18 protein-coding genes are annotated in these 20,480 nt (G+C 64.3%); 9 read left to right on the top strand and 9 right to left on the bottom strand.

Features of this window, described 5'->3' with window-relative positions:
- Positions 1 to 73 precede the first annotated feature (73 nt).
- Positions 74 to 868, top strand: a complete 795-nt coding sequence (locus ASD55_RS15365; RefSeq protein WP_056767513.1) for a tRNA threonylcarbamoyladenosine dehydratase — start codon at positions 74 to 76, stop codon at positions 866 to 868.
- A gap of 75 nt (positions 869 to 943) precedes the next feature.
- Here the strand turns inward: ASD55_RS15365 and ASD55_RS15360 are convergent, their stop codons facing one another.
- Positions 944 to 1,684 carry a beta-ketoacyl-ACP reductase gene (locus tag ASD55_RS15360; RefSeq protein WP_056717699.1) on the bottom strand — a complete coding sequence of 247 codons (741 nt, stop codon included), beginning with the start codon at positions 1,682 to 1,684 and terminating at the stop codon, positions 944 to 946.
- A gap of 111 nt (positions 1,685 to 1,795) precedes the next feature.
- Positions 1,796 to 2,662, bottom strand: a complete 867-nt coding sequence (gluQRS, locus tag ASD55_RS15355) for a tRNA glutamyl-Q(34) synthetase GluQRS (RefSeq protein ID WP_056767511.1) — start codon at positions 2,660 to 2,662, stop codon at positions 1,796 to 1,798.
- Positions 2,663 to 2,767: 105 nt separating this feature from the next.
- Between gluQRS and htpX the strand changes: the two genes are divergently transcribed.
- The 6 genes from htpX to ASD55_RS18560 all read left to right on the top strand — a co-directional run bounded on the left by htpX (position 2,768) and on the right by ASD55_RS18560 (position 10,360).
- Positions 2,768 to 3,661: a protease HtpX gene (gene htpX, locus ASD55_RS15350; protein WP_056767507.1), complete on the top strand. Its 894-nt coding sequence runs from the start codon at positions 2,768 to 2,770 to the stop codon at positions 3,659 to 3,661.
- 159 nt (positions 3,662 to 3,820) lie between these two features.
- Positions 3,821 to 5,689 carry a molecular chaperone HtpG gene (gene htpG, locus ASD55_RS15345; RefSeq protein ID WP_056767505.1) on the top strand — a complete coding sequence of 623 codons (1,869 nt, stop codon included), beginning with the start codon at positions 3,821 to 3,823 and terminating at the stop codon, positions 5,687 to 5,689.
- A 134-nt stretch (positions 5,690 to 5,823) separates the two neighbouring features.
- Complete coding sequence (locus ASD55_RS15340; RefSeq protein ID WP_056767501.1) at positions 5,824 to 7,224, top strand: ATP-binding protein; 1,401 nt, start codon at positions 5,824 to 5,826, stop codon at positions 7,222 to 7,224.
- A complete protein-coding gene (locus ASD55_RS15335; RefSeq protein WP_056767498.1) occupies positions 7,221 to 7,886 on the top strand; it encodes a response regulator in 666 nt (221 codons plus the stop codon). The genes ASD55_RS15340 and ASD55_RS15335 overlap by 4 nt, the downstream gene beginning before the upstream one ends.
- A gap of 79 nt (positions 7,887 to 7,965) precedes the next feature.
- Complete coding sequence (locus ASD55_RS15330; RefSeq protein WP_082542818.1) at positions 7,966 to 9,063, top strand: S41 family peptidase; 1,098 nt, start codon at positions 7,966 to 7,968, stop codon at positions 9,061 to 9,063.
- A 559-nt stretch (positions 9,064 to 9,622) separates the two neighbouring features.
- Positions 9,623 to 10,360 carry a WD40 repeat domain-containing protein gene (locus ASD55_RS18560; RefSeq protein ID WP_157599030.1) on the top strand — a complete coding sequence of 246 codons (738 nt, stop codon included), beginning with the start codon at positions 9,623 to 9,625 and terminating at the stop codon, positions 10,358 to 10,360.
- Between the two features lie 248 nt (positions 10,361 to 10,608).
- Here the strand turns inward: ASD55_RS18560 and ASD55_RS15325 are convergent, their stop codons facing one another.
- The 5 genes from ASD55_RS15325 to ASD55_RS15305 form a co-directional block, all read right to left on the bottom strand.
- Positions 10,609 to 11,244, bottom strand: coding sequence for a hypothetical protein (locus tag ASD55_RS15325; RefSeq protein ID WP_056716774.1), 636 nt, complete (start codon positions 11,242 to 11,244; stop codon positions 10,609 to 10,611).
- A 125-nt stretch (positions 11,245 to 11,369) separates the two neighbouring features.
- The gene (locus tag ASD55_RS15320) at positions 11,370 to 12,344 is read right to left on the bottom strand and encodes an HNH endonuclease (RefSeq protein ID WP_200946227.1); all 975 of its coding nucleotides are present in this window, start codon (positions 12,342 to 12,344) and stop codon (positions 11,370 to 11,372) included.
- Positions 12,275 to 13,240 carry a restriction endonuclease gene (locus ASD55_RS15315; RefSeq protein ID WP_056716772.1) on the bottom strand — a complete coding sequence of 322 codons (966 nt, stop codon included), beginning with the start codon at positions 13,238 to 13,240 and terminating at the stop codon, positions 12,275 to 12,277. The genes ASD55_RS15320 and ASD55_RS15315 overlap by 70 nt, the downstream gene beginning before the upstream one ends.
- Before the next feature lie 597 nt (positions 13,241 to 13,837).
- Positions 13,838 to 14,692 (bottom strand): DUF3883 domain-containing protein, encoded by an 855-nt coding sequence (locus tag ASD55_RS15310; protein ID WP_200946226.1) that lies wholly within the window; start codon positions 14,690 to 14,692, stop codon positions 13,838 to 13,840.
- 146 nt (positions 14,693 to 14,838) lie between these two features.
- On the bottom strand, positions 14,839 to 15,093 hold the full coding sequence (locus ASD55_RS15305) for a hypothetical protein (RefSeq protein WP_056767496.1): 255 nt from the start codon (positions 15,091 to 15,093) through the stop codon (positions 14,839 to 14,841).
- A gap of 275 nt (positions 15,094 to 15,368) precedes the next feature.
- Here ASD55_RS15305 and ASD55_RS15300 point away from each other — a divergent pair, with 275 nt between their 5' ends.
- A complete protein-coding gene (locus tag ASD55_RS15300; RefSeq protein ID WP_056767493.1) occupies positions 15,369 to 16,841 on the top strand; it encodes an amidohydrolase family protein in 1,473 nt (490 codons plus the stop codon).
- A 144-nt stretch (positions 16,842 to 16,985) separates the two neighbouring features.
- Here ASD55_RS15300 and ASD55_RS15295 read toward each other — a convergent pair whose 3' ends face one another.
- Positions 16,986 to 17,882: a LysR family transcriptional regulator gene (locus tag ASD55_RS15295; protein WP_056767491.1), complete on the bottom strand. Its 897-nt coding sequence runs from the start codon at positions 17,880 to 17,882 to the stop codon at positions 16,986 to 16,988.
- Positions 17,883 to 17,985: 103 nt separating this feature from the next.
- Between ASD55_RS15295 and ASD55_RS15290 the strand changes: the two genes are divergently transcribed.
- On the top strand, positions 17,986 to 18,855 hold the full coding sequence (locus ASD55_RS15290; RefSeq protein ID WP_056767488.1) for an aldo/keto reductase family oxidoreductase: 870 nt from the start codon (positions 17,986 to 17,988) through the stop codon (positions 18,853 to 18,855).
- 59 nt (positions 18,856 to 18,914) lie between these two features.
- On the opposite strand, the gene ASD55_RS15285 is transcribed toward ASD55_RS15290, so the two are convergent.
- Positions 18,915 to 20,375, bottom strand: a complete 1,461-nt coding sequence (locus tag ASD55_RS15285; RefSeq protein WP_056767485.1) for a serine hydrolase domain-containing protein — start codon at positions 20,373 to 20,375, stop codon at positions 18,915 to 18,917.
- Positions 20,376 to 20,480: the final 105 nt, after the last annotated feature.

Here is a 20,480-nt window from a genome sequence, read left to right as displayed (position 1 = left end):
ATGCCCGCTCCCCACAGCAAGGCCCGCCCGTGATCCGTCCAACGATGACCCGATGCCGCAACGGCGGCCCGCGATGAGCGAGCCGAACTTCCCGGCCGAACGCTTTGCCGGCGTCGAGCGCCTGTACGGCAACGGCAGCGTGGCCACGCTGGCGCAGGCCCATGTGTGCGTGATCGGCATCGGTGGCGTCGGTTCGTGGGCGGTCGAGGCGCTGGCGCGCAGCGGCGTGGGCCGGCTCACCCTGATCGACGCCGACGAGGTCTGCGTATCCAACACCAACCGCCAGCTGCACGCGCTGGATGGCGAGTACGGCAAGACCAAGGTGGGCGTGATGGCTGCCCGCGCCCATGCGATCAACCCGACCATCCGGCTGGAGGCGGTCGAGCGTTTCCTCACCACCTCGACCCTGGACGACCTGCTCGATCGCGGCTACGACGTGGTGCTGGATGCCTGCGATGCGTTCCGGGTGAAGCTGGAAACCATCGCCTGGTGCCGCCGGCGCAAGCTGCCGATCGTCAGCGTGGGTTCGGCCGGCGGGCGCACCGACCCCACCCAGATCCGCGTGCGCGACCTGTCGCGCACCGAGCACGACGCGATGTTCAGCCTGATCCGCAAGAAGCTCCGCGCCGACTTCAACTTCCCCCGCAACGCCAGCCGCTACTTCGGCGTTTCAGCCGTCTATTCGCTGCAGAACGTGCAATACCCGCAACCGGACGGCACCGTGTGCGGCACCCGCCCGCCGGGCGGCGATTCGCTGAACCTGGCCTGCGGCGGCGGCCTGGGTGCGGCTACCCACATCACCGGCGCATTCGCTTTCGCGGCGGTGGGCAAGGTGATCGAGAAGCTGCTGGGGAAAAGCGAGAAGTGAGTGAAGATGGGCGAGAAGTGAGTGAAGAGCCTGCTTTCTCTCTTTTCTCACTCCCCTCCACTCACTCCTGCTCCGTCACCAGCCCATGTACTGCCCGCCGTTGATCGCCAGGTTGGCGCCGGTCATCCAGCAGGTTTCCTCGCCGGTGAGAAAGGCCACGGCGTGGGCGATCTCTTCGGGCTTGCCCAGGCGGCCCAGCGGGATCTGCGCCTCGATCTTGGCGCGCACTTCTTCCGGCACGGCCATCACCATGTCGGTGGCGACGTAGCCGGGCGATACCGTGTTGACGGTGATGCCGAACTTCGCGTTCTCCTGCGCCAGCGAGATGGTGAAGCCGTGCATGCCGGCCTTGGCGGCGGCGTAGTTGGCCTGGCCGTACTGGCCCTTCTGGCCGTTGATCGAGCTGATCTGCACGATGCGGCCCCACTTGCGCGCACGCATGCCGTCGATCACCGCGCGGGTGACATTGAAGCAGGCGTTGAGGTTGGTGTTGATCACGTCTGTCCACTGCTGGTAATTCATCTTGTGGAAGGTGGTGTCGCGGGTGATGCCGGCGTTGTTGACCAGGATCTCGACCGGCCCGCACTTCTCCTCGATCGCACGCACCATTGCCGTGCAGGCGTCCGGGTCGGTGACATCGCCGGCGACCAGGCAGACATCGATGCCCTCGGCCGCCATCGCCTGGCGCCAGGCCTCGGCCTTGTCCGGGTCACGGTAATTGCTGGCCACCCGATGCCCCTGCCTGGCCAGGTAGCGGACGATTGCGCTGCCGATGCCGCCGGTGCCGCCTGTGACCAATGCCGTACGCTGAGTCATTTCCCTGAATCTCCTGTTCGGTTAGGCGCGAATGCGATCGCGCCGAAGCATGGCAGGCGCATGTTTCAGCCGTCCCCTGGTTGCCTCGACGCGTTGCGTAGTTATAGCCGTTCAGCCGACAGAGTGACCGCTGCAATGCGGCAAATGCGCCGGATCGAAATGCGCCAGTGCGTGCTGCAGCAAGTCGTCCACCCCGCACGCGGCGTGCGGCAGCGGCAACTGCAGGAAGACGAGGGCGCGTCGCAGCGCCGGCACGGGGTCGGTCGGGTCGACCGGGAACGCCTGTGCGGACTTCGACAGCTTGGTGCCGTCCCTGTCCAGCACCAGCGGCAGGTGGCGATACGCCGGTGTCGGCAGGCCCAGGCAGCGCTGCAGCCAGATCTGGCGCGGCGTGGAATCGAGCAGGTCCAGTCCGCGCACCACCTCGGTGATGCCCTGGAAGGCGTCGTCCACCACGCAGGCCAGCTGATAGCTGTACAGGCCGTCGGCCCGGCGCAGCACGAAGTCGCCCACCTCGTTGCGCAGGTTCTGCCGCTGCAGGCCCTGCAAGGCATCCTCGAACGCGACCTCGAGGTCCGGCGCGCGCAAGCGCCAGGCCGGCGGATGATCGGCCTGCGGCGAAGCAACGCAGCAGGCATCGCGATGAAGGCCGTCGCCGCGCGCCAGTTCACTGCGGCTGCACCAGCAGGGAAACAGCGCGTTGGCGGCACGCAGTTGCTCGATCGCCGCCGCGTACGCTCCTGTTCGCGTCGACTGGAACAGCGCCGGCCCGTCGGCGACCAGGCCGAACGCGGGCAGCGCCGCCAGGATGGCCGCCGCCGAACCGGCAACCTCGCGCGGCGGATCGATGTCCTCCACCCGGACCAGCCATTCGCCGCCGGCATGCCGCGCGCACAGCCAGCTGCCCAGCGCGGCGACCAGCGAGCCGAAGTGCAGTTGTCCGGTGGGCGAGGGGGCAAAGCGGCCGCGATAAGTCATCGGCGCATCTTAAATGCCGCTCCGGACCCTTGAAAGCGCGCCTTGCCGCCCCGAATCTTCGAGCATCCACCATTTCCCTTCATGACTGCCACAAGAGAGACAGCCATGCGCCGCATCGCGCTATTCATCGCCACCAACCTTGCCGTCCTGCTCCTGCTGAGCATCGTCTGCCGCCTGTTCGGCATCGACCAGATGGCCGCCGCCCGCGGCTACGGCGGCATGGGCGGCCTGCTGGCCTTCGCCGCCGTGTTCGGCATGGGCGGCGCCTTCATCTCGCTGGCGATGTCCAAGATGATCGCCAAGTGGTCCACCGGCGCCCGGGTGATCGAGCAGCCGCAGAACGAGACCGAGCGCTGGCTGGTCGACACCGTGCGTCGCCACGCGCAGAACGCCGGCATCGGCATGCCCGAGGTGGCGATCTACGACGCGCCGGAAATGAACGCGTTCGCCACCGGCATGACGAAGAACAGTTCGCTGGTGGCGGTGAGCTCCGGCCTGCTGCAGCAGATGGATCGCGAACAGGTCGGCGCCGTGCTCGGCCACGAGATCGGCCACGTCGCGAACGGTGACATGGTCACCCTGACCCTGATCCAGGGCGTGCTCAACACGCTGGTGATCCTGGCCGCCCGTATCGTCGGTCGCGCCGTCGACAGCTGGATGAGCGGTGGTCGCGACGAGAATCGTGGCGGCGGTGGCATCGGCTACTTCGTGGTGGTGATGGTGCTGCAGGTGGTGTTCGGCCTGTTCGCCTCGATGATCGTGGCCGCGTTCTCGCGCTGGCGCGAGTTCCGCGCCGACCAGGCCGGCGCCCAGTTCGCCGGCCGCGGCGCGATGATCTCCGCCCTGCAGCGGCTCAAGGTCAACCACGGTGAAAGCACGTTGCCCAACACCATCGCCGCGTTCGGCATCTCCGGCCCGCTGGCGGAAGGCTTCAAAAAACTGTTCATGAGCCACCCGCCGCTGGACGAGCGCATCGCCGCGCTGCAGAAGGCCGGCTGATTGCAGCTTTACTCCCTCCCCTGCTTGCAGGGGAGGGCTGGGGTGGGTGCTCTTGAGCTTGCCTTTGGAAGCCAAGGTCAAAAGCGAACCCCCTCCCAACCTCCCCCTGCTAGCAGGGGGAGGAATCATTTCGTCAACGCAACTCTGGAACATCCACGCATGAACGCACCCGCCGAAACCCGCAAGTTCGAAGCTGAAGTCGCCCAGGTCCTGCACCTGGTCACGCACTCGCTGTACTCGCACAAGGAAATCTTCCTGCGCGAGCTGATCTCCAACGCCTCCGACGCCTGCGACAAGCTGCGCTTCGAGTCGATCGCCAACCCGGCGTTGTCGGCCGGCGACAGCGAACTGCACATCGACGTGAGCTGGGATCCGGACGCGCGCACCGTCACCGTGCGCGACAACGGCATCGGCATGAACCGCGACGAGGTGGTGGCCAACATCGGCACCATCGCCAGCTCCGGCACGCGCCGCTTCCTGGAAGCGATGAGCGGCGAGCAGAAGGCCGACGCGCGGCTGATCGGCCAGTTCGGCGTGGGCTTCTATTCCGCCTTCGTGGTGGCCGACAAGGTCACCGTGATCACCCGCCGCGCCGACGCGCCGGCAGGCGAAGGCGTGAAGTGGGAGAGCGACGGCAAGGGCGAGTATTCGCTGGAACAGGTCGAGCAGGCCGATCGCGGCACGTCCGTCATCCTGCACCTGAAAGCCGACGAGGACGAGTTCCTCAAGCGTTGGCAGCTGCGCTCGCTGATCACCCGCTACTCCGACCACGTCGCCTTCCCGATCCGCATGCCGGTCGAGAAGGACGACAAGCCCACCGACGAATTCGAAACCATCAACGCCGCCTCGGCGCTGTGGACCAAGCCGAAGTCGGAGATTTCCGACGAGGACTACCAGAGCTTCTACAAGTCGCTCGGCCACGACTTCAACGACGCGCTGGCGTGGACGCACAACCGCGTCGAGGGCAGCCAGAGCTTCACCACCTTGCTGTACCTGCCGTCGCAGCCGCCGTTCGACCTGATGATGGGCGGCCGCGACGAGCGCAAGGGGCTCAAGCTCTACATCAAGCGCGTCTTCATCATGGACGCCGCCGAGGAACTGCTGCCGAACTACCTGCGCTTCGTGCGCGGCGTGGTCGACGCCGACGACCTGCCGCTCAACGTCAGCCGTGAAATCCTGCAGCACAACCGCCAGCTCGACCGCATCAAGGCCGCCTGCGTCAAGCGCGTGCTCGACCTGATCGAAAAGCTGGCCCGTGACGAACCGGAAAAATTCCAGACCTTCTACAAGGCCTTCGGCAATACGCTCAAGGAAGGCATCAGCGAAGACGCCAACAACCGCGAGCGCATCGCCAAGCTGCTGCGCTTCGCCAGCACCAAGGGCGAAGGCACCGCGCAGAACGTTTCGCTGGACGACTACATCGGCCGCATGGCCGTGGGTCAGGACGCGATCTGGTACATCACTGCCGACAGCTACGCCGCCGCCTTCGGCAGCCCGCAGCTGGAAGCGTTCAAGGCCAAGGGCATCGAAGTGCTGCTGATGTCCGACCGTATCGACGAGTGGATGATCGGCAGCCTGAGCGAGTACGAAGGCAAGAAGCTCAAGAGCGTGGCCAAGGGCGACGTGCCGCTGGACGAGGCCGACAAGAAGAAGCAGGAAGAGGCCACGAAGGAAGCCGAGCCGCTGCTGAAGAAGCTCAAGGAGCTGCTCGGCGACCGCGTCGGCGAAGTGAAGGTGTCGGCGCGCCTCACCGATTCGCCGTCCTGCCTGGCGCTTTCCGATTACGAAATGGCCCCGCACCTGGCCCGCCTGCTGCGCGAAGCCGGCCAGGACATGCCGGAGTCCAAGCCCACCCTGGAGATCAACCCGCAGCACGCACTGGTCAAGCGCGTCGAGACGGAAGCCGACGAAGCCAAGGCCCGTGATCTGGCCACCCTGCTGCTGGAGCAGGCGGAGATTTCCGCCGGCGCCCAGCTGCCCGACCCGGCGGCCTTCGTGCAGCGGATGAACCGGGTGTTGCTGGGCTAAGCTGCGCCGCAGCTTGCCGAGAAAAGCCCGCCCACCGGCGGGCTTTTCCTTGCCGGAAACCCGGGCGCAACCGGGCACCTTGCCTCCATCCGCGTTCTCCCCTAGCGTGCGCCGACGGTCTCGGGGATCAAGCGGTGAAAGTGTCGATCGGCAAACGGCTGTTCTTCGCGGTACTGCTGGCCTTCCTCGTGGTGGCAGGAATCGGCGTGGAGCTGGTGCGCTGGAAATTGTCGAACCGCGCGCCACGTCCCTCGACCGATATGCAGGAGGTCAGTGGGCTGGTGGAGCAGCTGTCCGCCCGCTATCGGAAGCACGGCGACTGGTCGTTTCTGCCGGCCAGCCCCGATCAGCGCCGACGCTGGTTCCTCGACCGCGCGATGGCCGCCGAAGCGGATGGCACATCGGTTGCCCGTGACCGGGCATCCCCCAACCTCGACTACCGCATCGGTTTGCTGGACGTTCGCCGACGCCATCTCGCCGGGGTCATCGCGAGTCCGGCACTGGTGGCGATCGCCTCGATCGATACCGTGCAGCGATCGATCGTCGTCGACGGCGCCGAGGTGGGCTATCTCGTCGTGGCCAGATCGCAGAACCCGGACGACGATCTGGCCATCGCGTTTCTGCTGGAGCAACAGAAAAACCTGCTGCTCATCGCCGCCATCGGCGTGTTGCTGGCCGCGCTTGCTGCCGCCTTGCTGGCAGCGCATTTCCGCAAGCCGATCCGGCAACTGGTCGATGGCACGCGCCGGCTGGGGCAGGGGCATTTCGACGTGCAGCTGCCGACCCGGCGCAGCGACGAGCTGGGCGAGCTGGCAGCCACGTTCAACCGGGTCGCCGCCAGGTTGAAGGACACCGAACGCTGGCGCCAGCAGTGGGTCGCCGACACCTCGCACGAGCTGCGCACGCCGCTTTCGGTGCTGCGCGCGCAGCTGGAGGCGCTGCAGGACGGCATCCGTACCACCACACCGGAAACCGTCGCGCTGATGCTGCAGCAGGTGCTGTCGCTGACCGCGCTGGTCGATGACCTGCATGAACTGGCGCGCGCCGACCAGGGCCAGCTCCAGTACGACAAGGCGACGGTGGATGCCTGGGCCGTGGTGACGGACGTGTTCGCGAGCTTCGGCGAAAAATTTCGGGCGGCCGGGCTCATCGCGTCCATCGGCGCCCCGCCGTCGTCGTCCACGGTGCTCGCGGATGCAACGCGATTGCGCCAAGTGCTCGTCAACCTGTTCGAAAACAGCGTGCGCTATACCGACGCGGGTGGGCGCATCGAAGTCGGTGGCGAGCGGTTCGAGCACGAGTTCCGCATCACCATCGACGACTCGGCACCCGCCGTTCCAGCCAACCTTGTCGAGCATCTTGGCGAGCGCTTCTTCCGCGTCGAGCCATCGCGCAACCGGCAGTTCGGCGGCACCGGCTTGGGCCTTGCGTTGAGCCGACACATCGTCGAAGCGCACGGCGGACGCCTGAGCTTCGACGCCTCCGCGCTCGGCGGCCTGCGCGTCATCGTCGTGTTGCCGCTGGAAGGTTCATGAGCGCCAACATCCTCATCGTCGAAGACGAAAGCGAACTCGCCGCGATCGTGGCCGACTACGTCACTGCGGCCGGCTACCAGGCGCAGGTGATCGGCGATGGCAGCGCCGCGCTTGCCAGTATCCGGCACCACGTTCCCGACCTGATCGTGCTGGATCTCATGCTGCCAAGCCTCGACGGTCTGTCGCTGTGCAGGACGGTGCGCGGGTTTTCCGCGGTGCCGATCATCATGGTCACCGCGCAGGTGCAGGAGATCGACCGGCTGCTCGGTCTGGAAACCGGCGCTGACGATTACCTGTGCAAGCCCTTCAGCCCGCGCGAACTGGTCGCGCGGATCAAGGCCGTGTTGCGGCGCTCGGGTCCGGCAGCGGCACGCACGCCACTGCTCGACCTCGATGCCGATTCGCGCACGGCGCGTATCCACGCACAGCTGCTGGAGCTGACGCCGACCGAGTTCAGCCTGCTGGCTGCGATGGCCAAACGCCCGGGCACCATCTTCTCGCGTGCGCAACTGCTCGACCTGGTCAGCCGCGACAACCTTGAAGTCACCGACCGCGCGATCGACAGCCACATCAAGAACCTGCGCCGCAAGCTCGCCGTGCACCTGCCGGAGGTCGACGTGATCCACTCCGTCTATGGGCTCGGCTATCGGCTGGATCTCTGAGGGGTTTCCATAATCCCTCCACATTCCTTCGCCACCCTGCGCTCGTCGATTACCGACGAACCTGACGAGGAATGCACAGATGAGCAAGCACAGGAAAACCGCAACACGCATCGCCGCGCTGGCCGGCGCCGTCGCGCTGACCGGCGCCGGTCTGGTGCTGTTCGGCATGCCCGGCCACGCGCAATCCGGGCCGCCACAGAAAGACATGACGGTCGACAAGGCCATGCGCAGCGAGGTGGTGGAAAGCATCATCGCCAACCTGAATCAGTCCTACGTCTTTCCGGACAAGGCCGCCGCGATCGGCAAGAGCCTGCGCGCCCAGCTGCAGCACGGCGACTTCGATGCGATCACCAGCGCCGACAAGCTCGCCGACAAGTTGACCGAGACACTGCAACACGACAGCAACGACAAGCACCTTGAGGTGCGCTACTTCGAACACGCGATCGCCCAGGGTGACGACCAGTCCGACTCCGCCGAGAACAAGGCCGCCGAGCTGGCCGAAGGAAGGCACTTCAACTTCGGCATCAACGGCGTCGATCGCCTGCAGGGCGACATCGGCTACATCGACCTGCATCAGTTCGGCCGGCCGGCGATGGTCGCCACGCGCATCGCCGCCGCCATGACCCTGATGAGCGACACCGGTGCCCTGATCATCGACCTGCGCCACTGCGGCGGCGGCGATCCGGAAAGCGTGATGCTGTTTGCCAGCTACCTGTACGACAAGCCCACCCATCTCAACGACGTCTACTGGCGCGACGAGAACCGCACCGAACAGCGCTGGACCACGGCCACCGTTCCCGGCCCGCGCTACGGCCAGTCGCGCAAGGTCTACCTGCTGACCAGCAGCGACACGTTTTCCGGCTGCGAGGATTTCGCCTACGCGCTGAAGAACAACCAGCGCGCCACCCTGATCGGCGAAACCACCGGCGGCGGCGCCCACGGCGGTGGCCCGCACCGGCTGACCGCGCACTTCATGATGTTCGTCCCCTCCGGACGCCCGATCAGCCCGGTCACGCACACCGACTGGGAAAATGTTGGCGTGGTGCCGGATGTGCATACGTCGGCGAAGAAGGCGCTGGACCTGGCGCAGTTGACCGCGTTGAAGGCGTTGATCGCTGGGGAGAAGGATGAGGATTGGCGGCAGAGGTTGCAGGAGCGGTTGGGGGAGTTGGAGTGAGTTGATCGGGCACTGGCAGGGGCGATTTGGTGCCAGTGGCGTCCTTTCCTACTTGGCTGCGATCCCGGCGAAAGCCGGGATCGCTCCGCCTTGCCTCATCATCATTCCGGCGAAGGCCGAGATTGCGCCATCTCTCTTCCATCGTCATCCGGCGAAGGCTGGGATCGCACTTGCCCCTGTCGTCCATGGCCAAGAGGTTTCGTCCGCCTCAGCCCGCACTCGGGTTGCCCGTTACGCAGGACCGTGAGTCAGTTGCCCGGGCCCTTGTTCGCCGCTGGTGAGTCGTTTCATTCGCCGGGCGAATCGACACAAGACATCGGACGCGTGATCATTCATGGGGCTGAGGTATCACGCGAATCGTTGGGAGAGGCAAATGAAAGGATTCCGGCCACTGAAGTTGCTGCGATGCTACGCATGCGAGTTTTCTCGCTCGGGCAGCTTTCTCGCAACGCTTTCTCGGGACGTGGTTGTCTGGGATATGGCCACGTGCAAGAAGCGATTTCGAACACATCCTCTGAGTCATCCTTCTCATTGTGCTGTTCATCCGTCTGAAGCGGAAATGGCGGTAAAGAACACATCCGCCGAGATCGTCGTATTGGACACCGAGAAGGGTGAAATCATTCGCGTCCTTGACCTTGGCGGCGTCGAAGGTAGCAATATCTGCTATTCAGCCTGTGGCGAATTTCTGGTGGATGGTTCGTGGAGCGGCGTTCTCACGGTGCGCTCATCCACAACCGGCGCCATTGAGTTCCAGCGTCACTTTCCTGGCGAGATGATTACCAAGGTCGTTCGTGACGACCATTCAGGGCGATGGTTTACGGTTCACTCTCCGGTATCAACGAGAGCGGATCAGCCGGCAGCGCCTGATCACGTTTACGTGTGGGGCTGGCCGATGACAACGCCGCTGCGAACCATCCGGCTGAGACATGCGAATATTGATGATCTATCGATCGCACCTGATGGAAGCACCTGTGCCGTATCTGACCGCGACGTGATCTCCCTTTTCGATGTTGATGGTCTGTCGGTTGTTGCAAGCCTGTCTGGCGTTGCTGGTGTACTTCCGCGGACGCTGGCGTGGTCACCGGATTCACACATGCTTGCGGCCGTTGTGGGCGAAGGCGTGGCCTTCTATTCGATTCCTGGTCTGGAGCGAATCCATGAAGTGCCGCTCAAATTTGCATGCGATGTCCAGTTTTCGCCCGACGGATCCAAGGTCGCTTGCGGTTCGTGGAGCGGTGGCTTGCTTGTCGAGGCTCCGAATTTGATCGCAGCCCGAGTTGGCGAGAGGAGCGACTGAAGCACTGGCGCCTCGGGGCGATGCGCTTTGTGCCGTGCCGATGTGAGGGGTGCGCGCCGTCTGCTGGATCGACTGGAAGTCTTGAGCTGGCTGAGCTGGTGCGCGGCTGCGCGCCGAATCGAGGTCAAGCTCGATGAGCTATAGCCTGGGGTTTGTGGAGTTCGCGTTGGAAGAGTGGTGCTGCGTCAAAGGGGGCGGAGGGAGTTGTCGTGACCTAGCTCCCCCTTTTCCAGTTCTCCGTCTGCCCTCTAGAAGCAGTTGGGCGATAGCGAGCAGTCCCAGTTGCCACCCGTGCGGAGGAATCGGCACGTCAGATCTCTTAGGCCACCCCACAACGGCAGGGACGCGATTTCTTCGGCAGTGGCTGCGCGTAAGCCCTGAAATTCATGGAAGGCGTGGTCATCATCGGTTGGCCCACCACCGAAAACGTAGAGCTGTTCGCAGAGGGCGGGTACCCCGACTTGTTCGGCGACGAAATACGTTTCCGCGTCACAGCAACCCCGGATCATGTCTTCTTCAACGTCATGGGTCGCACCATGAAGAAGCAACATGCCGCCTGCCTTGTAATTCGAGGCATCACGGTACTGGTACAAGAATACGTGGCGTTCCCCGTCGTCTTCGTCTTCGTGCAGATGGTAGATCGCGTCCGGGGTATCTGCAGTCCACGCTCGTTTGGTCATGATGTAGCCAAGCTTGTTGACGATATGGAACCCCGGCATGGCGTACCAATTTTCATCTTCGTAGGCGCCGGTATCGACGATCGTCCAGACGTGTTCGAGCGGCTGATCCTTAACGTCGTCGTATTCGAACATGCCGCTATCGGCGTTCTGTATGACGCCCCAGTGATCCCAGAAAGTGTCTTCGGGAATGTGTTTGTCGCTCATGAACTGGCCTCAATGACAGTTGCGGAGCGATCAACGCTGGCGTCACGTTGTCTCAGTGGGCGCGACTGTTCCGAAATCGGAGCAGGGTGCACTCAATTTTTCGAGTCATGAGACGACGGGATTTTCTATGCGTCTTGCAACGTACGCTGACGATGAGCCGCAACCAGTGATTGGTCAGGCTTGAGGCGTTCTGGTAGCTCGATCTGTGTCCCTTCCGCCGGGAAGAATACTTCTTGCACGAAGCTGTCCCTGCTGGCTTTGAGCTGCGCCGATAGGATGACGCGCCAGTCTTCGCTCAGAGTGAATAGATGGTTGTCAAAAGCCTTGTCATGAATGGCGGAAAGGCATAGACCGTTGCGTGGATTCAGGCGATTGGCTTTGTCCTGACTCCACGGGACAATATGGCTTGCGACGAGCAAGCGTGGCTCACTGACTCCGGAGATGCAGCATCGATTGCGATAGCTGGCGAGCACAGTACGGCGGAAGAAATCCTGCTTGATCCTTTGATGGACAAGTGCAAGGCGAATTTCTCCAGTGAAGTCGGTCAGGTCATTCTCGGGTTCGTCGCGCTCACCATTCGACAAGAATGGCGAGCCATGAGCGAACTGCTGCCGTAGCTCTTCGCATTCGAGCGCAAGGCCTTCCCAGTCCTGATGAAATTCATTCCATATCTTGCGATCAAGAGCCGACGCGCCCGAGAGACCTTTGCGGCCACTTTCGGTGATCGAGCTGTCCAGACTGGCAAAGTTGACGAGCTTCATCGCCAACGCGCTGGGCGTGCGCCGGATGAGATGGGCTAGGCGAACGATTTCCGGGTTCGTCTTGTGCAACTTGCCGAATGGCGTTTGGAAGTAGAGGTTGAAGGCGAGTTTGAGCTGTTGCGTTGTCCAGTTACCACCACTTGGGAGTGCCTCCTCTAAGCCTTCTTGTGCATCCATAGTAAGCATTCCCCTTTTATCCGATTGACTCGCACCAGGATGCGCGTTTTGTTCTGTGGCGGCTAGGCCATGCTTCGCGGCGTGAAGCGAAGTCAGCGCAACGGCATTTCCTTCGTCGTCTTCTCCAGAATTTTCATTGACTCGGCGTTTTGCTTCTTCCACTCGCGCAGCTCCGCGTCGTTCTGTGAATCGCTCACATAGATCGTTGCCTTGGCGTGCGCTGCGGATGCCGCGGCGGGGCGGGGCAGGGAGGGTGGTTCCGGTCTGTATGCGGTCTGGGTGACGATGGGGCTCGCGACGGCTGGCGGTGGTTCGGTCGGCGTAGATGACGAGAGCACTGTGATCAGCAGCAGGCTAGCGACCATGCTTCCGCTGAGGGCGAGTGGTGTATCCAGCGGACTCATCGCGCGCGCATTGGTCTTTTGCAGCGAGCGCACCGTGGCGATCAGTTCACCACCGTGGGTCAGTTCGATGGGTTTGCCTTGGGCGAAACGTCGGGCGTCGCTGGTGTAGTCGCCGAGGGCAACAATCTTCACTGCGGCGGCTTTGTGATGCACTAGCAGGCCATACATCTCGCGCACGACTTTGACGCCGACTTGCCAGTTCTGCCACTGCTTGCACTGCACCAGCGTGGTCTTGCCGCCCTTGCGCAGGATCAGGTCGATGCCGCCGTCGGCACCACCGAGGCCGGTTTCTTCGACGACATAGCCCTGACGTCGGAAGGCTTCACCCGCGAGTTGCTCGAATTGGCGCCAGTTCATCTGGCGCAGGCTGTCGATGCCGGTCTGGCTGTCGAACAGGTGGCGGCGGCGACGCCGGCCGATGAAGGAGCCGATGGCAGCGAGCCAGCAAACGATCAGCAGCACCCACGCGAGCGGGGCATAGATGCCGTCGGCGGCGAGCTTGCCCAGTCCCGACGTATACGGGTTGTTGACCGCGCCAAAATACCAACCGATGCCGTGGCGTATCGCGATGTAGCCAATCACGCCGATCAGTATGCTGAGCCACCACGGCATGGCCGCCATCTGTTCGAAGCCGCTTTTTGTTCGTCTGGCCACTTCACTCCCCCTGAGTGTCCCTGGCACACCTAACCATACTGCGATCCTCCTGCTTCGTCAGGTCGCTCTGGTTCCCGGGCCGGCCGGTTTTCGCCCGGACGGCCCGGAAATTCCCCCGTGGGCCGAACCATGCGCTTGGCTTCGAGACTCGTTGCTCGACGCGCCGAGCTCTTCACTCCGCGGCCCGAGCAGATAGCTCCATCGTCCGGGCTTTTTTCCCGGGGCGCCGAGTTCACCTGCTCGGCTTGTCGGCCTTTTTCTCGACTGTCCGAGCTGTTTTCTCCTCGGTCCGGGCAAATAACTCGGCGACCCGAGCTTTTTTCCCGGCACGCCGAGTTCATCTTCTCGGCATGCCGACCTTTTTTCTCGGGCCACCGAGCTCTTTTCTCCATCGTTCGAGAAAATTACTCGGCCGCCCGAGCTTTTTTCTCGGCCGTCCCGACTTTTTGCTCGACGCTTCGAGCGGTCAGGGACTGTCCCGGGACTGGCAGGGATCTTGTATTTCCGCCTATAGACCGCTCGACAGGGTGGCCTTGCCGGACCAACTGCTACTCAGGCGACAGCCGCTCGGCACAGCGTTGGAGGCTCTGCCCGCGACTAGCTGGTCAGCTGCGCTAGATAGGACACCGGGTCCAGTTGGCAATGCACGGCGATGGCGCCAGGCAGGTCGAAGAGGCGGGGGCGCTCGCGGAAGTCAAAAAGGCGGTACAGCCGATAGGATTCTGCATCGGTCTCCGAACGTGCCAGTTCGTTTCGGCTGACGAAGAAGGGTGTCAGTTCGCCGAAAGACGTGGTCTTTACCTCGATCAACCGCTCACGACCGTTTTCCTCAAAGGACAGTACGTCGTAGCCGAGGCCATCACCCTGCGTGGCTGAGACGTGTTCGACGCGTTCGCTCAGCGACTTCATGCCGGCTGCGTATAGACGCCGGGCTTCAAGTTCCATCACGAACTGCTCGCCGGCGAGACCCAACGAACGATTGCGCGCCTCTTGCGCCAGATAGTCACGTTTGGCCGGAGAAAAGCGAGCCGCGTAGCCTGCGGGCGATTCCCTTACTTGGGTTGCTGCTTTTGGTATGGGAACCCAGATGGCTGTCGGGTTTTCAATGTATGCGACAGTCGCGGGACGTTCGACGGCAGCTTGTACTGCGTCCTGCAGGGCGATATTGCTCTGAAGCTGGGATTCCACCACTTCCATCAGCAATAGTTGGTAGTTCGCCAAGCTTTTGTAGCCCGTGACCGTTGGCCAGCCAAGTTCATTCATGACCGCGCTGATGTTGCGGAACTTGTATTCAACGGATGAATTACTTCTGCCATCCAGCCGCTGCACTAACTCGTGGATGCGATTGGACTTGTTGAATTGCTGCCCGTTGAGTTCAAGTGCGAGCATGTGCAGATAGTCGGCCACACAACTCTCCACCTCCAATCGCGACCAGTCTTCACCCGTTGCCATGCCTCGGCTCCCGCCATGCCCATTGATGTGCGGCCAGGTTAGGGCAAAACGGAACCTGTGGTGCGCTTTTCGCAATGAGGTTTGTATTGCCACGTGCAGGTGAAGCGGGACCTCGTCTCAACGCCGAGTTGAGAGGCGCTTCGGGACTAGCGTGAGCAGCCAACCAAAGGCATAGAGCAACACGTCGACCCCGCCAGATATAGATAAGCCTCCGGCCACGACAGTCCGGCCAGCGCCGGGCCGAATCCCAGCCCAGCCGCCAGGCTGCCTTGCAGGGCGATCGGGATTTGCGCGAAGACGAATTGACCCTTGGGGTCGCCGTGGGCGGCCATGGCACATCCCAGGCAGACGAGGATGGCCAGCAGGTAGGTGAGGCAGAGGGCGGTGCCGATCTTGCTCATGGGCTCTCGGGCTTGAGGGGAGCGATGCGCATCAGCCTTCCGGATGAAGTCGACGGATGCCCGCGACGGTGGCGGCTGGTTGCGGGGAGCAGCGTAATACAGCAACGGCTGGGGGGGGAGGTTAGCGCAACGGCTCTGCGGCGACGGTGCCAGTGCACTGCTGTCCAGACGCGACTGCAAATTGGTCAGGCGCACTTCCGCATGCGTCGGCTAGCGCGGATACTCGGCTGGATGGCAAGCGGGGGCTTGCAGCGTTTCACTCTGGGGAGCTGATCATGCACGGTTTGTCGATGGATCGTTCGCGCACGGTGTTGGCCGTCGCGCTTTTACTGGCGGGCCTTGCCCTGGCCACGCCATCCCGCGCGGCGATGCCAACGCTGGCGCCGCAGGTGCAGGCCTACGTCGCGCATGCACAGCCGCTGCTGGCGATCACGCATGTGCGGGTGATCGACGGACATGGCACCGGTGCGAGGGAGAACCAGACGGTGCTGCTGCGTGACGGGCGCATCGCGGCGGTTGGGCGCCACGTGGATGTGCCCAAGGATGCGACGGTGATCGACGGCAGCGGGCAGACGCTGATGCCCGGCCTGGTCGGCATGCACGACCACATGTTCTATCCGGCGCCCAGGGTGAATCCGGCGTCGAAGGAGTTGCTCGCGCCTGAGCAGGCGTCGAGTTTCCCCAAGCTGTACCTGGCTGGCGGAGTCACCACGATCCGCACCACCGGCAGCGTGGAGCCGTATACGGACCTGGCGTTGAAGAAGGCGATCGATGCCGGCCTGATTCCCGGACCGAAGATGCACACGACCGGGCCGTATCTGGAGGGCAAAGGCAGCCTGATGCCGCAGATGCACGAGCTGGTCGATGCCGACGATGCGCGCAATACGGTGAATTACTGGATGGACGAGGGCGCGACCTCGTTCAAGGCGTACATGCACATCACCCGCGCCGAGCTATCGGCGGCGATCGCGGCGGCGCATGCGCGCGGTATCAAGGTGACCGGCCACCTGTGTTCGATCGGGTTCACCGAGGCGGCGGATCTGGGTATCGACAACCTCGAACACGGCTTGTTCGTGGACACCGAGTTCAGCGCCGGCAAGCAGCCGGATGTGTGCCCGGACACGAAGGCGGCCAGCGCGCACCTGGCCACGCTGAAGGTCGACGGTTCGGAGATCCGGCAGTTGATCAGGCATCTGGTGGCAAAGCAGGTCGCGGTGACGTCCACGCTGCCGGTGTTCGAGACCTTCGTGCCTGGCCGCGCGCCGCTGGATGCGCGGGTGCTTGATGCGATGCTGCCGCAGGCCCGCGAGGAATACCTGAAGACGCGCGAGCACGTCGCGGCGATGAAGGATTCCCCGTGGCCGAAGCTGTTCCAGCTGGAGATGGCTTTCGAGCACGCCTTCGTCAAGGCCGGTGGCACTTTGCTGGCCGGTCTCGATCCCACCGGCTACGGCGGCGTGATCGCCGGCTATGGCGACCAGCGCGAGGTGGAGCTATTGGTGGAGGCGGGCTTCGCGCCGGTGCAGGCCATCCAGATCGCCACCTTGAACGGCGCGCGCTTCATGGGCGTGGACAAGGAGATCGGTTCGATCGACGTCGGTAAGACGGCCGACCTGGTGCTGGTCAAGGGCAACCCCGCGGACAACATCAAGGACATCGAGAACGTGGTGCTGGTGTTCAAGGATGGCCTGGGCTACGACCCGGCGAAGCTGGTCGAGGCGGCCAACGGTACGGTGGGGCTGCGCTGATCGCGTCGGTGCGTCCACCGACATTCGGGTGAATGTCATCCGGAGCGGATGGCATTCCGGCAGCAACGAGCGGTTCGGCCCGAAGGCGACGCCAAGGGGCGCGACGCGGGTCAGGCGCGTGACGAGTTCGACTTGGGACAGCCATCAGCCTTCGCGGATGAAATCCACGAAGGCCCGCAGCGGCGAGGGCAGGTGACGCCGACCGGCGTAATAGAGCAACGGCCCGCTGAAGCGCTGGGACCACGGTTCCAGCACCGGCACCAGTGCGCCGCTGTCCAGGTGCGGCTGCAGCCAATCCTCGAACAGGTGGACGATGCCGAGTCCGTCGAGCGCCGCCTGCACGGCTAGATCGAAGGCCGCACCCGTGCGTACCTGCAGCGGACCGGACGGGTCGACGCGCACGATTTCGCCGTCGCGCTCGAACTCCCACAGCGGTACGGCGCCACCGGAAAACTGGCCGCGCAGGCAGGCGTGTTGCAGCAGGTCGCGCGGGTGTTCGGGCGTGCCGTGTGCCTGCAGGTAAGCGGGCGCGGCGGCGGTGACCAGGCGTTGCGTGCGCGGGCCGATCGGCAGCGCGATCATGTCCTGCGCCAGCCGCTCGTCGTAGCGGATGCCGGCATCGCAGCCGCTGGCCATCAGGTCGACGAAGCTGTCTTCCACGATCACTTCCAGCCGGATCTCGGGATAGCGCTTGAGGAAGGGCGTGACGATGCCGGGCAATACCGTGCGCGCCACGTTCGCCGGCACGTTGATTCGCAGCGTGCCGGCGGGGCGGTCGCGGAAGTGGTTGACCACGTCCAGCGACGCTTCCACTTCGGCCAGGGCGGGCGCGAGCCGCTCGGCCAGTCGCGCGCCGGCTTCGGTGGGCGAGACGTTGCGTGTGGTGCGATGGAGCAGGCGCAAGCCCAGCCGGCTCTCCAGCCGACGCACCGCCTCGCTCAATTTGGAGGCGGAGTCGCCGCCGCTGCGCGCCGCTTGCCGAAACCCGCCGGCTCGCAGCACGGCGAGGAACGCCTGGAGATCCTGCAACTCTGTCGCCATTGTCCCGTTCTCCGCACGACCCGTATGGATTGTGGCGGATTATCAGGAAGGCGTGGCCTTCCTATAGTTCATTACGTCCCTTCATCCTCCCCGGAGAAACATCATGAGCAAGCTCGCACAGTCAGGCACGTTTTCGCTCGGCGACCGTACGGTCAACCGCATGGGTTACGGCGCCATGCAGCTGGCGGGGAAGGGCGTGTTCGGTCCGCCGAAGGATCACGCGGCGGCGCTGGCGGTGCTGCGCGCCGCGGTGGAGGCCGGCGTCAATCACATCGACACCAGCGACTTTTATGGACCGCACGTCACCAACCGGATCATCCGCGAGGCGCTGCACCCGTACGCCGACGAGCTGGTGATCGTGACCAAGGTCGGCGCGCTGCGCGGCGACGATGCGTCCTGGCGTCCGGCGCAGAGTCCAGCCGAACTGGTGCAGGCAGTGCACGACAACCTGCGCAACCTCGGCCTGGATGTGCTGGATGCGGTCAACCTGCGCGTGATGGGTGACGTGCACGCGCCCAGCGAAGGCAGCATCGAAGCGCAGTTCAGTGCGCTGGCGGAATTGCGCCAGCAGGGGCTGATCCGCCACCTCGGCCTCAGCAATGCCACGGCCAGCCAGGTCGCCGAAGCGCAGCGCATCGCGCCGGTGGTCTGCGTGCAGAACCAGTACAACCTGGCGCATCGCGACGACGACGACTTCATCGACGCACTCGCCCGTCAGGGTGTGGCCTACGTGCCGTTCTTTCCGCTGGGCGGCTTCAATCCGCTGCAGTCGCGGACGCTGTCCGAGGTGGCGGCGCGGCTGGAGGCCACGCCGATGCAGGTGGCGCTGGCGTGGCTGCTGGCCCGGTCGCCCAACATCCTGCTGATCCCCGGCACGTCGTCAGTCGCCCATCTGCGGGAGAACCTGGCTGCGGCCGGCCTGCGGCTGGGCGATGAGGTGATGGCCGAACTGGATGGCATCGGTCGGGGCTGATCGGTTTCCGGCCTTGCCGCGTCATGCGGGCGAAGGCGCCGTGACCTCGCGTCGCGGCGCTAGCGGTTGTCCGGATCGGACTTCACCGCCAGGTTCAGCAGCTTTCCCTTCGCGTCCAGTTCCACCAGCATGATCCGCGTATCGCCTTCCGGGCCCACGCGATACACCGAGCGCACGGCGCCGTCGTGTTCGCCACGCTTGATCAGCCGCAGCGGCGCGGCGTCCCACTTCGCGGGCAACTGGCTGCGCATGTCGATCGCGTCGTTGGGATCGAAGGCGTAGCCGGCGTCGGGGGCGAACTCGCTGGCGAGGTTCTTGCCGGCCAGCATGCGTAGCAGCACGTCGCGGGCGTGGGCGGCGATCTCGGGCTTGTCGTCCTTGCTGGCGGGATTCGGCTTCGGCATCAGCGCCGGTTCCACCAGGCCGGCGATGACGTGGGACATGTAGACGGGGCTGGCGTGAGCGGCGTCCAGGTTGGTCAGCACCACCACGGTCAGCTTGTCGTCGACGTAGCGGTTGATGGTGCAGGTGAAGCCCTGCCATGCGCCGCTGTGCTGGACCACCCGATGGCCGTTCATGCTGTCGCTGGCCCAGCCGAAGCCGTAGTGGCTGGCGTTGGGCTGGCCGTCGTTGAGCACGAAGGGCGTCCACATCGTGTCCAGCGATTTCTTGCTGAGCAGGCGGGTACCGTACAGCGCGCGGTCCCACTTCTCCAGGTCGACCACGTTGAAGTAGAGCGTGCCGTCCGCGGTGGAGTTGAGGCTGGGCGACACCCAGGCCTGGTTCTTCAGCTGGCTACCGACGATCTGGTAACCGGCTGCGCGGCCGGGGATGATGTCGCGCTCGGAGATGCCGCGGGTGGAGACCATGCCCAGCGGCGCGAAGATCCGCTGATGCATGAAGTCGCGGTAGTCCTGGCCGGTGACCTTGTGGATCAGCACGCCGAGCAGGGCGTAGTTGGTGTTGCGGTAGTCCCAGCGCTCGCCCGGCTTGAACTCGATCGGCAGGGTTTCGATCTTCTTCACCAGCTCGTCTTCGGTGAAATCCTTGCGCGGGTCGAACAGGCCGCCGGGCTGCATGCGCGAGGGATCTTCGTACTCGGCCAGGCCGGAGGTGTGCGACAGCAGGTTCTTCACCCTGATCGGCTTCCAGCTCGCCGGCGCATCGGTGAAGTATCGGGTGATGCTGTCGTCCAGGCTCACCTTGCCCTGTTCCACCAGCATCATCACCGCGGTGGCGGCGAACTGCTTGCCGACCGAGCCGGACTGCATCAGCGTGGTCGGCGTGACCGGCGCCTGCCATTCGATGTTGGCCAGACCGTAGCCTTTCACCAGCAGCGCGTGGCCATCGCGATAGACGCCCACTTCGGCACCGGGAACATGCTGGCGCGCCATCTCGGCGGTGACATAGCGATCGATGGCCGCGATCTGAGCGGGCTTCAGCTCGGCCGCGGGTGTAGGTGCCGGCGTCGTGGCGCCGAGGATCAGTGCGGCAAGCAGCAGGTTGCGCGTCAGGGACATGGTGGGTGCTCGTCGCCGGAGGTCTGAAAGGTTCGCATTCTGACCGAAAGCGGGCGCGCCCGGTGGTCGTCCAGCGGCTTGCCGCTGCCGTCGGGTTGCGCCAAC

Source organism: Rhodanobacter sp. Root561 (assembly GCF_001427365.1).
Classification (GTDB): Bacteria; Pseudomonadota; Gammaproteobacteria; order Xanthomonadales; family Rhodanobacteraceae; genus Rhodanobacter.
The sequence above is the reverse complement of the archived record's forward strand: the minus strand, read 5'-3'. Positions and strand labels throughout refer to the sequence as shown.

Excerpts from the sequence above, each read along its gene's own strand:
- ASD55_RS15365 (WP_056767513.1), top strand. The coding sequence starts at position 74 with ATGAGCGAGCCGAACTTCCCGGCCGAACGCTTTGCCGGCGTCGAGCGC.
- ASD55_RS15360 (WP_056717699.1), bottom strand. The coding sequence starts at position 1,684 with ATGACTCAGCGTACGGCATTGGTCACAGGCGGCACCGGCGGCATCGGC.
- gluQRS (WP_056767511.1), bottom strand. The coding sequence starts at position 2,662 with ATGACTTATCGCGGCCGCTTTGCCCCCTCGCCCACCGGACAACTGCAC.
- htpX (WP_056767507.1), top strand. The coding sequence starts at position 2,768 with ATGCGCCGCATCGCGCTATTCATCGCCACCAACCTTGCCGTCCTGCTC.
- htpG (WP_056767505.1), top strand. The coding sequence starts at position 3,821 with ATGAACGCACCCGCCGAAACCCGCAAGTTCGAAGCTGAAGTCGCCCAG.
- ASD55_RS15335 (WP_056767498.1), top strand. The coding sequence starts at position 7,221 with ATGAGCGCCAACATCCTCATCGTCGAAGACGAAAGCGAACTCGCCGCG.
- ASD55_RS15330 (WP_082542818.1), top strand. The coding sequence starts at position 7,966 with ATGAGCAAGCACAGGAAAACCGCAACACGCATCGCCGCGCTGGCCGGC.
- ASD55_RS18560 (WP_157599030.1), top strand. The coding sequence starts at position 9,623 with ATGGCGGTAAAGAACACATCCGCCGAGATCGTCGTATTGGACACCGAG.
- ASD55_RS15325 (WP_056716774.1), bottom strand. The coding sequence starts at position 11,244 with ATGAGCGACAAACACATTCCCGAAGACACTTTCTGGGATCACTGGGGC.
- ASD55_RS15310 (WP_200946226.1), bottom strand. The coding sequence starts at position 14,692 with ATGGCAACGGGTGAAGACTGGTCGCGATTGGAGGTGGAGAGTTGTGTG.
- ASD55_RS15305 (WP_056767496.1), bottom strand. The coding sequence starts at position 15,093 with ATGAGCAAGATCGGCACCGCCCTCTGCCTCACCTACCTGCTGGCCATC.
- ASD55_RS15300 (WP_056767493.1), top strand. The coding sequence starts at position 15,369 with ATGCACGGTTTGTCGATGGATCGTTCGCGCACGGTGTTGGCCGTCGCG.
- ASD55_RS15295 (WP_056767491.1), bottom strand. The coding sequence starts at position 17,882 with ATGGCGACAGAGTTGCAGGATCTCCAGGCGTTCCTCGCCGTGCTGCGA.
- ASD55_RS15290 (WP_056767488.1), top strand. The coding sequence starts at position 17,986 with ATGAGCAAGCTCGCACAGTCAGGCACGTTTTCGCTCGGCGACCGTACG.
- ASD55_RS15285 (WP_056767485.1), bottom strand. The coding sequence starts at position 20,375 with ATGTCCCTGACGCGCAACCTGCTGCTTGCCGCACTGATCCTCGGCGCC.